Genomic DNA, 12912 nt, shown 5'->3' on the forward strand with positions numbered 1-12912 from the left:
GGCGGCGCTGGCGTTGAGAGGGGATCAAGTGGTGACGCTCCCACTCCTCAACCAGCAAGGAATGGTGACGGCATGACGTCGGAGCCCCACCACCCGCGTCGCCGCTGGTGCGGACCCCAACGCCGCATCGGGCTCACCGGCGGCATTGCCACGGGCAAGAGCACCGTGGCCGCCATGTTGTCGGATCGCCACAGTCTGCCGGTGCTGGACGCAGATGTTTATGCCCGGCAATTTCTGGCGCCCGACACGGCGGCCTGTCAGGCTGTGGTGGATCGCTATGGCCAGCAGGTGCAAACACCCAGCGGCGCCCTAGATCGCCGTGCCCTGGGGCGCATGATCTTCACCCAACCGGCAGAACGGCGCTGGCTGGAAGTGCTCACCCATCCCCTGGTGAGAGACGCCTTCACCAGGGATCTGGCGCGGCATCACCGTGCGGCAACGGTGGTGCTGGTGGCGCCCCTCCTGTTTGAGGCCGGGTTGGAGGTGCTGTGTAGCGAGGTGTGGCTGGTGGATCTGGATGAGGCCAGCCAACTGGAGCGCCTCCTGGCAAGGGACCACCTCAGCCCCCAGGAGGCCCGGCAGCGGATCCAGGCCCAGTGGCCGCTGGCCCGCAAGCGCCGCCTGGCTGACCTGATCCTCAAGAACCACGGCAATCTTGTGGAATTGGCCGGACAGGTGGACGTGGCCCTTGCCAAGCAGGCGCCATGACCCTGATCAACCCTTGAGGGCATCGGCCAGGAGCTGGTTAGCCAGCTTGGGATCTGCCTTGCCCCTGGTTTTCTTTATCAACTGACCCACAAAGAAGCCCTTCACCTTGGTCTTCCCCTGGCGGAATTGCTCCACCTCCTTGGGATGGGCCGCCAGCAGCTCCTCCACCAGGGCCGTAAGCTGGGCGGGATCGCTCACCATGGTGAGGCCCCGTTGCTCCACCAGGGCTGCCGGCGAACCACCGTTGGCCAACAGCTCGGGCAAGAGTTCCTTGGCGGTTTTACCGCTGATGGTGTTGCTCTCAACCAGCCCCACCAGTTCCACCAACCGGGCGGGTGTGAAGGGAAGTTGATCGGCGCTGAGCTTGTGGGCATTGAGGTAAGCGGAAAGATCGCCCATCAGCCAGTTGGCGACGGCTTTGGGGTTTCCCTTGGCGGCCACGGCAGCCTCGAAGTAGTCGGCCATGGGGCGCTCATCGGTGAGCAGTCGGGCGTCGTACTCCGAGAGCCCCAATTCCTGGCCGTAGCGGTGGCGGCGGGCGGCGGGCAACTCCGGCAGTTCCGCCTGCCAGGCCTGACGTTGGGACACGCTGACGTGAATGGGTCCCAGGTCTGGTTCGGGGAAATAACGGTAATCACTGCTGCCCTCCTTCTTGCGCATGGATTTTGTGCATTGCCGCCCTTCATCCCAGAGGCGAGTTTCCTGCACAATGGCCTCTCCAGCCACAACAGCTTGCACCTGGCGCTTGAATTCGTAATCACAAGCTTTTTGAATTGCGGAAAAGGAGTTCATATTCTTGATTTCCACTTTGGTACCAAAGGGAGCATCTTCACTGGGGCGCACCGAGATGTTCACGTCGCAACGCAGGGACCCCTCCTGCATGTTGCCGTCACTCACCCCCAGATAGCGCATGATGCGGCGCAACTCCGCGGCATAGGAGGCAGCTTCCCGGCCACTGCGCAAATCCGGTTTGGAGACAATCTCCACCAGAGGCACACCGGCACGGTTGTAATCCACCAGGGAATGGGTGCTACCCGAGAGTTGATCCGCACCGACATGGAGCAGTTTGCCCGCATCTTCCTCCATGTGCAGACGTTCAATGCCGATGCGTTTGTTGATGGTGGGTTGCCCCTTCTCGGCCACCGCAATCTCAAGCCAGCCTTCCCTGGCAATGGGTTGGTCGTATTGGGAGATTTGGTAGTTTTTGGGCAGGTCAGGATAAAAGTATTGTTTGCGGTCGAATTTACTGTGCTCGGCAATGTGGCAATTGATGGCCAAACCTGCCTTGACGGCAAATTCCAGCACCCGGGCATTGAGTACGGGCAGGCTGCCCGGCAATCCGAACACCACCGGGTCAACGTGGGTGTTGGGGGCATCGCCAAAGGCGGTGGCGCTGGGGGAGAAAATTTTGCTTCGGGTGGCCAGTTGCACATGGGTTTCCAGGCCGATAACGGGAACCCAGTGGTGATGCTTTTGCCCAGCCGCAACTGCCATGGCCAGCCATTCCAAGACGCTTCAGGATCCTAGCTGCTCTCGCGGCCCCGGCCGGCCCAGCCATAGGCGGGCATTCCATGCACCATAGGCAAGACCCCTTGCCACCACCTGCCGTGAACCCATTGCACCGGAGCCGACAACAGCAGGTGTTGGTGCTGGGGGGCGGGTTGATGGGATTGGCGGTGGCCCACGGTCTGGCCCGTCATGGGTGGTCTGTCCATCTCCTGCGTTGTGTCCGGCGGGAGGCGGCGGGCTTTGCCGCCGCCGGAATGCTGGCGCCCCACGCTGAAGGCCTCGGCGGACCCCTGTTGACGCTGGCTCAGCGCAGTCTCCGGATGATTCCGGCATGGGTGGGCGCCGTTGAGGAAGACAGTGGCCTTCCCTGCGGTTGGCTGCCCTGTGGCACGGTGGCGCCCTTCACCAGCGAAGCCCAACGCCAAGCGTTTCCCACGGCAGCCCTGGGCCATCCCCTGGATCGGGCGGCGCTGGAGACCGAGGCGCCAGGCATCAGCCCTGCCTTCATCTGCGGGCTGTTGTTTCCCCAGGACGGTCAGTTGGACAGTCGTCGCCGGTTGATGGCGGCCCTGGAGCGGGCCTGCCGCCGTCGTGGCGTGTACTTTGAGGAAGGGGTCGTGGAGCGGCTGTGCTGGGATGAGGATGGCAGCGGCCATCGGCACCTGGTGGGTCTTGCCCTGCGCACCGACGATGGGGCGAGACGGCAACTGCCCTGTGGGCAGGCGGTGCTGTGTTGCGGCGCCTGGAGTCAACAGTTACTCCCTCAGGTGCCGGTGACGCCCGTCAAGGGGCAGATGTTCTCCGTACAAGCGCCGCGCCAGGCCTTGCGGCGGGTGCTCTTTGGTCCCGGCACCTACCTGGTGCCGCGCCAGGACGGCCTGGTGGTGGTGGGGGCCACCACGGAGCAGGTGGGCTTTACCCCAGGCCTCACCCCCATGGGGCAGAGCCGGTTGGAGCAGGGTTTGCGGCAGTTGTTGCCAGCCGCAACCCGCTGGCCCCCCATGGAGCGTTGGTACGGGTTCCGGCCCTGCACGGGGGATCAACAGCCGGTGTTGGGGCCGGGTCCGCTGGCAGGGCTGGTGATGGCCACGGGCCACCACCGCAACGGGGTTCTGCTGGCTGCTGTCACTGCGGAACTCACCCGAGTCGTGCTGGAGGCCGATCCAGGGGGCTGCCACAACACCTCCTGGGTCGCCCCCTTCCTCCATGCCTTCCGCTGGAACCGCTTTTCTCCAGCCCCTGCTCAAGCCTCGCTGCGCCAGGCCTGATCCGCCGGTTGCCAACTACTGAGTTCTTCTGGTTGGAACCAGAGGCCGATTTCAAACTGGGCGGTGTCCGGGCCGTCAGAGCCGTGGACCACGTTGCGGCCAATGTCCACCGCCAGGTCACCCCGGATGGTGCCGGGGGCCGCCTCCAGGGGCTTGGTGGCGCCAATGAGGACCCGGGCGCTGGCAATGACCCCTTCCCCTTCCCATACCATGGCCACCACCGGGCCGGAGGTGATGAACGCCACCAGCCCCGCAAAGAAGGGACGCTCCCGGTGAACCCCGTAGTGCTGCTCCGCCAGCGCCCGGCTGGGGGTCAGCAGCTTGAGGCCCACCAGCTTGAAGCCCTTGCGCTCGAAACGGCCCAGGATGTCCGCCACCAGTCCCCGTTGCACCCCATCTGGCTTGATGGCGATAAACGTGCGCTCGCAAGCCATGGCCAATTCCATGAAATGGCAGCCATGATCCATGGTGGACAGACCCTTTGGCAAGGGTCTTGTTGGTTGGTGTCAGTGGGTGCGCGATTATGGTTTGGGATAAGTCTGGACCCCATGCCTGCCCCCATGCCCGTGACCGATCAAGGCTCCCCCTCCTCCCCTGCCTCAACAATCCCTGTGCTGGTGGTTGGAGCGCTGGGGCGCATGGGCTCCCACGTGGTGCGGGCCGTCACCGCAGCTGCGGATCTCAGCCTAGTGGCCGCCATTGATACGGCACCAGAGGCGCTGGGGGAGGACGTTGGCTCCCTGTTGGGCCTGGACCCTCTGGAAGTGGTGGTGAGCCAGGATCTGGAGGGTCACCTTTGCCTGGTGAGCCAGCAGCATCGCGGCGCCGTGATGGTGGATTTTACCCATCCCGCCGTGGTACACGACCACACCCGGGCGGCAATTGCCTACGGCGTTCACCCAGTGATTGGCACCACGGGTCTCTCTCCCGAGCAACTGGAGGACCTGGCTGATTTCAGCCGCAAGGCGTCCGTTGGCGCTGCGGTGATTCCCAACTTTTCCGTGGGCATGGTGTTACTGCAACAGGCTGCCGTGGCCGCGGCCCGCTTCTACCACCATGCGGAGTTGATCGAACTGCACCACAACGGCAAGGCGGATGCCCCCAGCGGCACCTGCATCAAAACAGCAGAGTTGATGGAAGCCCTGGGCAAGGTCTATAACCCGGCCGCTGTGGAGGAGAAGGAGAGCCTGGCGGGCAGCCGTGGTGGACAGCGCCCCAGCGGTCTGCGGCTCCACGCCCTGCGGCTCCCCGGCCTGGTGGCCCACCAAGAGGTGATGTTTGGCAGCCCTGGCGAGACCTACACCCTGCGGCACGACACCATCGACCGCAGCGCCTACATGCCCGGTGTCCTGCAAACCATTCGTCAAGTGGGCGCATTGGAGGGACTGGTCTACGGGCTGGAACATCTCCTCAAGGCGCCATGTTGATTCCGCTGAGTGGCGCGGAGCGGGACCAGCTGCTCCCCAAGGTGGCCACCGGTCCCCAGTTCAGTGCCTGCTGGGGCGGTCCCCAGGTGTTGCTCCAGCGGGTGATGATTTCCGTGGTGGGGGGGGTGGTCAGCTTGCTTCTCAGCCAGGTCTTGGGTTTTGGCAGCCCCTCAGGATCCTTTTGGCTGGTCACCGGCATTGTCTTCGGCCTCACCTGGTTGTGGGCGCCCGTGGCCGTGGCGGCCCAGCGCAACGGTCATCTGCGCCGGTTTTCCCATACAGCCCTGGTGATGGCCCAGGTGGGGGACCTGTTCACGGAAGAGCGGGTGGCGCAGCGCCGCGAGGACGTCAACGCCAAGGGACGACTGGAGTTGGTGGAGAGCAAGCGCCGCTGGCTCAACCTGGAGCTTGCCGATGAGGACGGCTTCCTGGGCACCCTGGCATTCCCCCTGGAACAGAAGCACCAGGGCATTCGCCGGGGCGACACCGTTTGCTGTCTGGCCATGGCCAACCGTCGGGATTTCTCCCCCGTCATGGCCTTCAGCGATGCCTGGCTGCCACAGCAGAACCTATGGGTTGGTCGCTACCCCTATCTGCGCCGAGACCTGCTGGTGAACCTGTGTCGGCGTCAGTTGGCTGCCTGGGGCTGAGGCTCATCCGGTGATGAGCCGGCCTGGGGCGAACGCCACAGTGCATCCGCCATGGTGGCCACCTGGGCCATGGCCTTCACGTCATGGATGCGCACCACGGCAGCGCCACCGGCAATGGCCTTGCAGACCGTTGCGGCCGTGCCCCAACTGCGCCGGCAGGGGTCGGGCTGCTCAAGAACTGCACCGATGAACCGCTTACGGGACGGCCCCACCAGCAGGGGGTAGCCGTGGTGGGTCAGGCGGGACAGGTGGCGCAGCAGGGTCAGGTTGTGGTGGGTGGTTTTGGCAAATCCCAGGCCGGGATCCCAGAGGAGTTGCCAGGGTTCCACACCAGCGGCTTGCGCCGTAGCTGTCTGGCGCAGCAGGGCCGCCTCCACCTCCCCCACCACGTCTTCGTAGTGGGCCATGGCGTCCATGGTGCGGCTATCGCCACGGCGGTGCATGAGCACATAGGGACAACGCCGGCGCGCCACCAGCGGCAGCATGGCGGGATCATGGTTGCCGCCGCTCACGTCGTTCACCCAGTTCACCCCCGCCTGCAGGGCCGCCTCGGCCACGGCGGCCCAGAAGGTGTCAACGGAGAGGACGGGTTCAGGTCCCAACTGCTGGCGAACAGCCTGAATCACGGGCACCACCCGCTCCATCTCCACGGCAGGCCCCATCTCCACGGCGCCGGGACGGGTGCTCTGGCCGCCAATGTCCAGAACGTGGGCGCCCCCCTGGAGATGGGCGCCACAGGTGTCCACGGCCTGGGCCACGCTGGTGATGCGTCCCCCGTCGCTGAAGCTGTCGGGCGTGATGTTCACCACCGCCATGATCGCGGTGCGATCTGGCGCCAGACCTGGAATGGCGCTCCCCATGGCACGCAGCTCAGTTCTCCTGAAATGACTGGTAGTTGACGATGCGGGCAAAGGCGTCCGGGTCGAGGGAGGCGCCGCCCACCAGCACCCCGTCAATGTGGGACTGGTGCATCAGTTCGTCAATGGTGCCGGGTTTCACGGAGCCGCCGTATTGGATGGTCAGCTCCGGATTACCGGACCATTGGCGGATCAGCCCGCAGATGCGGTTGGCCTCCGAGGCATCACAGGTCTGTCCTGTGCCGATGGCCCAGAGGGGTTCATAGGCTACCACCAGGGAATCCAACTCCAGGCCCTCCAGCCCGGCTTCCACTTGGCGGTGAATCACTGCGTCGGTTTCCCCAGCCTGGTGTTGCTCTAGGCTTTCCCCGATGCAGACAATGGGGGTCAACCCCTCCTTTTGCGCCGCATGGGCGCGGCGGTTGACCGCCTCATCGGTTTCGCACCAATACTTGCGCGGCTCGCTATGGCCCACAATCACGTAGCGCACCCCGTGCTCCGTCAGCATGGGGGCAGAGATCTCACCTGTGTAGGCCCCGTCCCCGTCCCAATGCACGTTCTGAGCGCCTAGGCGAATGCGACCTCCATGCATGGCGCTGCTGAGGCTGGACAGGGCCGTGAACGGCGGGATCAGGATGACGGTCCGGTCCGTGGGGGTTTCTGTGACCTGGGGGAGGAAATCTTCAAGAAAACGCAGGGCGGCTGCACAGGTCATGTGCATCTTCCAGTTCCCCGCAATAAAAGCCTGACGCACGAAAAACGATGATTCCGTCGCCAGCTTACCAGCGCCCGGACTGGCTGCCCCAGCGCCGGGGTCAAGGGCTGGGGCGTCTAGGCTTCAGGTTGATCCCCTTGCTCAGAAGACTCAAGGGGGGCAATGAGAATCATGGCAATCAGCAGGCCTTGGCCCAGGGCCAGGGTGACGGCCACAACCAATTCCAACAGCGCCAAGGTCCAAGCCGTGGCGGTAATCAACCTGCTCTTCAGTTGAAGTTCCCGGGGCTGGGGTGGCGCCGGCGAGCCTCTGAATGCAACGACCCCAGTATCCATCACCAACGGACTCAAGCCAATCATGCCTAATGACTGCAAGGGTTGCCGCCATCCTACAGGTCTTTCTCCCACCTTGAGACAAGGTGATCACATCCATTCAAGTTGTTGTACACCTGGAGATCCGCTTTCCTGATGTCCAGTTCCATGTCCAGCCGGCAAACGTTTGAGCAGATCATCACCACCCTCAACGGCTTCTGGGCAGAACAGGGCTGTGTCCTGCTCCAGCCCTACGACACGGAAAAGGGGGCTGGCACCATGAGCCCCCACACCTTCTTGCGCGCCCTTGGTCCGGAGCCGTGGGCCGTGGCCTACCCGGAGCCCTGCCGACGACCCGGGGATGGGCGTTACGGGGATAACCCCAATCGGGCCCAGCACTATTTCCAATACCAGGTGCTGATCAAACCTTCTCCCGCCGGTATCCAGGAAACTTATTTGCGCTCTCTGGAGGCCCTGGGCATTGCCTGCGAGCGCCACGATATTCGCTTTGTGGAAGACAACTGGGAATCCCCGACCCTGGGGGCCTGGGGTGTGGGTTGGGAGGTGTGGCTGGACGGCATGGAGATCACCCAGTTCACCTATTTTCAGCAGTGCGGCGGGCTGGACTGCTGTCCCGTCTCCGTGGAAATCACCTATGGCCTGGAGCGGCTGGCCATGTACCTGCAGGAGGTGGACAATCTTTGGGACCTGCGCTGGAACCACCACCTGCGTTACGGCCAAATCTGGCTGGAGCAGGAGCGGCAGCAGTGCCGTTACAACTTTGTCGCCAGTGACCCTCAGCGTCTTCTGAAACTGTTCCACCTCTATGAAGCGGAAGCCAGCCAACTGGCTGAGCAAAGCTTAGCGGTTCCGGCCCTGGATTGGGTGCTCAAGTGCAGCCATTGTTTCAATTTGCTGGATGCCCGGGGGGTCATCTCCGTCACGGAGCGGCAGCGCACCGTCATGCGCATCCGCAAGCTGGCGGCGGCGGTGGCCCAGGCCTGGCAAGGGGAGCGGCAGGCCATGGGCTACCCCCTGTTGACCTGAATGGGAAGATAACCGAAGCCGGAATTGGGTCCTATGGCCATGTCGTCAACTGCCAATGTGGGCATTCCACGGGAGGTCAAACGGGACGAGCGGCGTGTGGCGCTGACGCCGGACGCCACCAAGGAGTTGACACGCCACGGCCTGGCGGTGTGGGTGGAGCGGGGCGCCGGAGAAGAAGCGGGTCTTGCGGACGAGGACTTTGCCGCGGCGGGGGCGATTCTTGTGGACACCGCCACCGCCTGGTCCGCCAACGTGGTGGTCAAGGTGAAGGAACCCCAGCCCGAGGAGTATCGGTTTCTACGAGAAGACCTGGTGCTGTTCACCTATCTGCACTTGGCGGGCTATCCGGCGGTGGCCCAGGCCTTGCTGGAGGCCAAGGTCAGCGCCGTTGCCTATGAAACCGTGCAACTGGAGGACGGCAGCCTGCCGCTGCTGGCCCCCATGAGCGAGATTGCCGGGCGTCTGGCTGCCCAGGTGGGGGCCCACCTGCTGGAGAAGCCCCATGGGGGCCGCGGGGTGTTGATCGGCGGCTGCACAGGCGTCCAACCGGCGCGGGTGGTGGTGTTGGGGGCTGGCACCGTGGGCTGGAGCGCAGCCCGCATCGCGGCGGCCATGGATGCCGAGGTCATTCTGCTGGATCTTTCCCCAGGCCGACTCCGTCAGTTGGAGGCGGAACGCCGTGGCCGGATCACGGGCCTGGTGAGCAATCGGACCACCATTGAGCACTTGGTGCCCACGGCAGATCTGCTGATCGGCGCCGTGCTGACTCCCGGTGGCCGTGCCCACACACTGGTGGACGAGCAACTGGTTCAGCGCATGACCCCTGGCTCGGTCATTGTGGACGTGGCCATTGACCAGGGGGGCTGCATCGCCACCAGCCAGGAGACGGTCCATACGGACCCGGTGCGCGTTGTCCATGGCGTGGGGCACTATGCTGTGGGCAACATGCCCGGCGCCGTGCCCCGTACCGCCACCCAGGCTTTGGTGAGCGTCACCCTGCCCTACATCCGGGCCATTGCCGGGCTCGGGTTGCGGGAAGCGGTCACGGAGAAGCCGGAACTCCTGGGGGGCTTGAACACGGCTGACGGCTCCATCTGCCACCCGACCGTGGCCAAGGCCCTGGGTCTTGAGCAGCGCCGTCCCATGGCCTGCCTGGGTTAAGGGGGCAGGCCGCGTCCCGTCAGGCCTCGGAGTTGAGGCGTTTGAGAACGCCTTGCCGCGGCCGACCAGGGCCTGCAGAGGCGCCCGGCTCAAGGGAGCGGCCCACCGGTTTTCTGCTGTGGAGCACTCTCCCCTGTCCACCCTGCCCTCTGTCAAAACGTCCCCTCCTAATGGGCTGAATCACGTCGTAGCGCTCCACATGCAGACTCTGTCCATGGCGTTTCAGGTCCAGGTTGAGGAAGTGTCGCAAAGCACGGCGTGGCACAACCCCATGGAGCCTCAGCTTGAAGTTACGTCCGCGCTTGTGGGTGGTTTTGCCCCGGGGCTGCTGGCGAATTCTGACCACAAGCTGCTGTGCTTCGGGATTGGTGAACATCAACTCACCGCGCACGGAAAAATAACCGTCTGACAGCTCAATATCGTGGGAATGCTGCGGGTCTTCGGAGGGCCGGGGATCTTGGGGCGCCTCGTCGGTGCGATCCAGCAAGCTGGGCTCCCAAATCCCCATCACTTGCAGGTGAAGCTTGTCGTGATCCTTATCGCCATTGCGTGGGTAGCACACCCAGAGATGGGGCTGGTCCAAGTCCACGTACCGCCGCACCAAGTGGATCACGCGGCCGAGAAGAACGGCTTCCAGTTGGGTGTTGTCCATGGCGTGGATGACTCCGATGGTGAAGGAGTCCGGGTCGTCTGAGCGATAAATGCCCCTGACAAGTCCGATGGCTCGGAATTGCAGAGGGTCTGTCACCGGTGAAATGGGTTGTTTTGCCATATCCAGTCTGGATTTCTGCCTTGTGAGACAGTTTAATCCTGCCAGACCCCTCACCGCCCCCGTGCCCCGTGCCATCGTTCTGTTGCTCCAGGGCGTGTTGCTTGGCGGCAGCTATGGCGGCATCTTTTTCCTGGGCTGGTGGGCGTCTGGCAGCACCTCTGCCGGTCCGGCCGAGCAGCAGAACGTTGTCAACCTCCGCAAGCAACCGGTTCGCTTGCCGGACGATCCGGACTTGCTGCTGAAGTTGATCACGAGCCGGCTGCAGCAAGGGGATCTCCAGGCTGCTTACGACCACTTGCAGGTTTTGCATCGCAAGCATCCCCAGCGCTGGCAGTTGAGTGTGCTAGCTGCCGAGCTGCTGCGGGCCAGTGGCGAGTTGACCGCTGCCCAACAGCAGGTTGAAGATCTTTTAGCGGTGGATCCCGACAACCTTTCACTGCTGCAACTCCATTGCCGCATCCTGCTGGAGCGGGGCGAGGCGGACCGGGCCGAGGCCGAGGCCGAGGCCGCCTGGCAACGGGTCCAGCCCCCGGAGCCGCCAGACTCGGATATGGAGAGCACGGTTGATGCCGTGCCCTATGGCTTGCTGTTGGCGGACGTGTACCGCACCCAGGGCAAGGTGGGCGCGGCAGACCAACTGTTGGAGCAAATGATCGACCGGTCGCAACGGAAGGAGACGGATCCACGCCCCCTCATTGCCCAGGCCATGTTGCGGCAGGACAATGGCGACCTGGAGGCTGCTCAACAATTGCTGGCGGAAGCTCGCCAGCACGGCGATCCCGTCACCATCCAATGGCTGGACATTCTGTCCCGGAGGTGGAGCCTGGAGTTGACCCGTGCCCTCACCACTCAATTCCCCGGCACCCCGCCGCCGCTCACCAGCCCATAGGGGTCCAGGGCATGTTTAATGGCCAGCATCACGTCTGCAGCAGGCTGACGCTGCCACGGCGGCAGGGTAGACGGGATGGTGCCGTGGGGCTGCACCAGGATGGTCAGAAAACCACCATGGGCCGTGAGGCGGTTCCGCAACTGGAGCACCTGCTCAACGGTGAGGGTGCCGATGGCATAGCCCAGGCCGGTGGTGAGCCCACCGTGCCAACACAGCCCCGCGGCGCCACTCTCCAGCATGAGCTGGGCCATGGATGCAGGACGGCAGCCCAGATGCAAGAGCCAGGCGCCCGGCTCCGGCGGTCGCGCCAGGGCCACCTGTGGCCAGTTGGGCAGGGGTTGCATCTGGACGAAGTCTCCAAGCTGTGCTGCCAGGGCCTGCTCCTGGGCCTTGATGGCGTCCCGGGAGATGCTGCCCAAACTGATCACCAGGCACAGCTCATCCTCCGGAGCAGCTCCACAGCCCAACCGCCTTGCCATGGCGGGACTCCACCAGTCCATCCGCTCCGGGGTGAGACAGGAGCGCAACAGCCACTGGCGCAGTTGAAGCATGGGTTCCCGGGGGCCACAAAGCAGCAGGTGACGACGCTGGGGGGGCATGGGATAGGTGCGCAAGGTCAGGCGGGTCAGCAGCGCGAGGGAGCCCCAGGAGCCACAGAGCAGCCGCATGAGGTCGTAGCCGGCCACGTTCTTGACCACCCGGCCACCTGCCTTGGCTGCCACGCCATCGGCGCGCACAAAGCCCACCCCGATGAGCTGATCCCGGACGCCCAGATAGCGATGGCGCAGACCGGCGGAGAGCCCACGGGCCACCAGTCCGCCAACGGTGCCTGGGCCGGCGGCTGGGGGAGGGTCTACCGCCAGCCATTGCCCCTGTTCCGCCAAGGCTGCCTGCAACCAGGCCAGGGGGAGTCCCGCCTCCACTTCAATGGTGAAGTCTTCCGCGCTATGGCGGAGGATTCTGTTGTTGCCGGCAACGGAGACAACCTGGCCCTCCCACGGCCCAGGCCGACACCAGTGGAAATGTGCCCCCAGCCCGGCGGGGCGCCAGGGTTGACGGGCCACATTGAGCTGGCGCAGGAGATCGGGAACCTCCTGCAGCGTGGGCCGCAGCCAGCCACGGGTCACCGTGGCCCTTCCCATCTCACGTCCCGGTGCCAATGACCCCAGCGCCCACAAGCAAGTTGATCGTCATTGATGATGACCCAACAGGCTCGCAGACGGTTCACAGTTGCCTGCTCTTGTTAAGTTGGCGTGTGGAAACCCTGGTGGCAGGGCTCCAGCATCCGGCCAACGTTGTCTTCATCCTGGCCAACACCCGCGCCTTGCCCCGCCGGGCCGCGGAGGTGCGTCTTCGCGCCATCTGTCGCAACTTGCGCCTGGCGCTAAAGCGGCTGAATCTGGAGCACTGGCAGTTGGTGAGCCGGGGGGATTCCACCCTGCGCAGCCACTTCCCCCTGGAGGCACAGGTGCTTAGCCAGGAATTGGGTCCTTTTGCGGTGGTGTTCCTGTTACCGGCCTTCCTGCCCGGTGGCCGCACCACCGTTGGCGGCCATCACTTTCTCCATGGCCAGCCGGTCCACCTCAGCAGCTATGCCC

General features: G+C 64.4%; 15 protein-coding genes. 8 read left to right on the forward strand and 7 right to left on the reverse strand.

The genetic code is table 11. From position 1 onward, the window contains the following. Positions 1 to 72 precede the first annotated feature (72 nt). Entirely contained in the window at positions 73 to 708 is a 636-nt protein-coding gene (gene coaE / locus FLM9_RS03140) for a dephospho-CoA kinase (protein ID WP_074457221.1), read from the forward strand. Between the two features lie 6 nt (positions 709 to 714). Here coaE and gatB read toward each other — a convergent pair whose 3' ends face one another. Further along, positions 715 to 2202: an Asp-tRNA(Asn)/Glu-tRNA(Gln) amidotransferase subunit GatB gene (gatB, locus tag FLM9_RS03145; RefSeq protein ID WP_074457229.1), complete on the reverse strand. Its 1488-nt coding sequence runs from the start codon at positions 2200 to 2202 to the stop codon at positions 715 to 717. A 113-nt stretch (positions 2203 to 2315) separates the two neighbouring features. On the opposite strand from gatB, the gene FLM9_RS03150 reads away from it, so the two are divergent. Continuing rightward, positions 2316 to 3485 carry an FAD-dependent oxidoreductase gene (locus tag FLM9_RS03150; RefSeq protein ID WP_074457222.1) on the forward strand — a complete coding sequence of 390 codons (1170 nt, stop codon included), beginning with the start codon at positions 2316 to 2318 and terminating at the stop codon, positions 3483 to 3485. Here the strand turns inward: FLM9_RS03150 and ndk are convergent. Further along, the gene (gene ndk, locus FLM9_RS03155) at positions 3461 to 3919 is read right to left on the reverse strand and encodes a nucleoside-diphosphate kinase (RefSeq protein WP_074457230.1); all 459 of its coding nucleotides are present in this window, start codon (positions 3917 to 3919) and stop codon (positions 3461 to 3463) included. The genes FLM9_RS03150 and ndk overlap by 25 nt on opposite strands. 114 nt (positions 3920 to 4033) lie before the next feature. Between ndk and dapB the strand changes: the two genes are divergently transcribed. Both dapB and FLM9_RS03165 read left to right on the forward strand, forming a co-directional pair. Then, positions 4034 to 4912: a 4-hydroxy-tetrahydrodipicolinate reductase gene (gene dapB, locus FLM9_RS03160; RefSeq protein ID WP_257242981.1), complete on the forward strand. Its 879-nt coding sequence runs from the start codon at positions 4034 to 4036 to the stop codon at positions 4910 to 4912. After that, positions 4906 to 5562 carry a DUF8619 family protein gene (locus FLM9_RS03165; protein ID WP_074457223.1) on the forward strand — a complete coding sequence of 219 codons (657 nt, stop codon included), beginning with the start codon at positions 4906 to 4908 and terminating at the stop codon, positions 5560 to 5562. The genes dapB and FLM9_RS03165 overlap by 7 nt, the downstream gene beginning before the upstream one ends. Here FLM9_RS03165 and folP read toward each other — a convergent pair. The 3 genes from folP to FLM9_RS03180 all read right to left on the reverse strand — a co-directional run bounded on the left by folP (position 5541) and on the right by FLM9_RS03180 (position 7493). Further along, positions 5541 to 6422, reverse strand: coding sequence for a dihydropteroate synthase (gene folP, locus FLM9_RS03170; RefSeq protein WP_257242982.1), 882 nt, complete (start codon positions 6420 to 6422; stop codon positions 5541 to 5543). The two genes, FLM9_RS03165 and folP, sit on opposite strands and share 22 nt — an antisense overlap. 10 nt (positions 6423 to 6432) lie before the next feature. Further along, a complete protein-coding gene (tpiA, locus tag FLM9_RS03175; RefSeq protein ID WP_074457224.1) occupies positions 6433 to 7173 on the reverse strand; it encodes a triose-phosphate isomerase in 741 nt (246 codons plus the stop codon). Between the two features lie 77 nt (positions 7174 to 7250). After that, positions 7251 to 7493: a hypothetical protein gene (locus FLM9_RS03180; RefSeq protein ID WP_074457225.1), complete on the reverse strand. Its 243-nt coding sequence runs from the start codon at positions 7491 to 7493 to the stop codon at positions 7251 to 7253. Between the two features lie 120 nt (positions 7494 to 7613). On the opposite strand from FLM9_RS03180, the gene glyQ reads away from it, so the two are divergent. Together glyQ and ald are read left to right on the forward strand one after the other, a co-directional pair. Beyond that, positions 7614 to 8492: a glycine--tRNA ligase subunit alpha gene (gene glyQ, locus FLM9_RS03185; RefSeq protein ID WP_074457233.1), complete on the forward strand. Its 879-nt coding sequence runs from the start codon at positions 7614 to 7616 to the stop codon at positions 8490 to 8492. A 39-nt stretch (positions 8493 to 8531) separates the two neighbouring features. Continuing rightward, entirely contained in the window at positions 8532 to 9653 is a 1122-nt protein-coding gene (gene ald / locus FLM9_RS03190; RefSeq protein ID WP_438801329.1) for an alanine dehydrogenase, read from the forward strand. A gap of 19 nt (positions 9654 to 9672) precedes the next feature. On the opposite strand, the gene patR is transcribed toward ald, so the two are convergent. Then, entirely contained in the window at positions 9673 to 10401 is a 729-nt protein-coding gene (gene patR / locus FLM9_RS03195) for a heterocyst master regulator PatR (protein ID WP_257242983.1), read from the reverse strand. A gap of 85 nt (positions 10402 to 10486) precedes the next feature. Between patR and FLM9_RS03200 the strand changes: the two genes are divergently transcribed. After that, positions 10487 to 11314: a tetratricopeptide repeat protein gene (locus FLM9_RS03200; RefSeq protein WP_143324577.1), complete on the forward strand. Its 828-nt coding sequence runs from the start codon at positions 10487 to 10489 to the stop codon at positions 11312 to 11314. Here FLM9_RS03200 and FLM9_RS03205 read toward each other — a convergent pair. Beyond that, positions 11275 to 12456 carry an FAD-binding oxidoreductase gene (locus FLM9_RS03205; RefSeq protein WP_074457234.1) on the reverse strand — a complete coding sequence of 394 codons (1182 nt, stop codon included), beginning with the start codon at positions 12454 to 12456 and terminating at the stop codon, positions 11275 to 11277. The two genes, FLM9_RS03200 and FLM9_RS03205, sit on opposite strands and share 40 nt — an antisense overlap. 98 nt (positions 12457 to 12554) lie before the next feature. On the opposite strand from FLM9_RS03205, the gene FLM9_RS03210 reads away from it, so the two are divergent. Next, on the forward strand, positions 12555 to 12912 hold a 358-nt coding region (locus FLM9_RS03210), incomplete at its 3' end, for a four-carbon acid sugar kinase family protein (RefSeq protein ID WP_257242984.1).

It is taken from the genome of Candidatus Synechococcus spongiarum, assembly GCF_900047545.1.
In the GTDB taxonomy this organism is placed as follows: domain Bacteria; phylum Cyanobacteriota; class Cyanobacteriia; order PCC-6307; family Cyanobiaceae; genus Synechococcus_B; species Synechococcus_B spongiarum_C.

Coding starts and splice junctions, on each gene's coding strand:
- coaE (WP_074457221.1), top strand. CDS start 73: ATGACGTCGGAGCCCCACCACCCGCGTCGCCGCTGGTGCGGACCCCAA.
- folP (WP_257242982.1), bottom strand. CDS start 6,422: ATGGGGAGCGCCATTCCAGGTCTGGCGCCAGATCGCACCGCGATCATG.
- gatB (WP_074457229.1), bottom strand. CDS start 2,202: ATGGCAGTTGCGGCTGGGCAAAAGCATCACCACTGGGTTCCCGTTATC.
- ndk (WP_074457230.1), bottom strand. CDS start 3,919: ATGGCTTGCGAGCGCACGTTTATCGCCATCAAGCCAGATGGGGTGCAA.
- ald (WP_438801329.1), top strand. CDS start 8,532: ATGTCGTCAACTGCCAATGTGGGCATTCCACGGGAGGTCAAACGGGAC.
- dapB (WP_257242981.1), top strand. CDS start 4,034: ATGCCTGCCCCCATGCCCGTGACCGATCAAGGCTCCCCCTCCTCCCCT.
- FLM9_RS03180 (WP_074457225.1), bottom strand. CDS start 7,493: ATGATTGGCTTGAGTCCGTTGGTGATGGATACTGGGGTCGTTGCATTC.
- FLM9_RS03165 (WP_074457223.1), top strand. CDS start 4,906: ATGTTGATTCCGCTGAGTGGCGCGGAGCGGGACCAGCTGCTCCCCAAG.
- glyQ (WP_074457233.1), top strand. CDS start 7,614: ATGTCCAGCCGGCAAACGTTTGAGCAGATCATCACCACCCTCAACGGC.
- FLM9_RS03205 (WP_074457234.1), bottom strand. CDS start 12,456: ATGGGAAGGGCCACGGTGACCCGTGGCTGGCTGCGGCCCACGCTGCAG.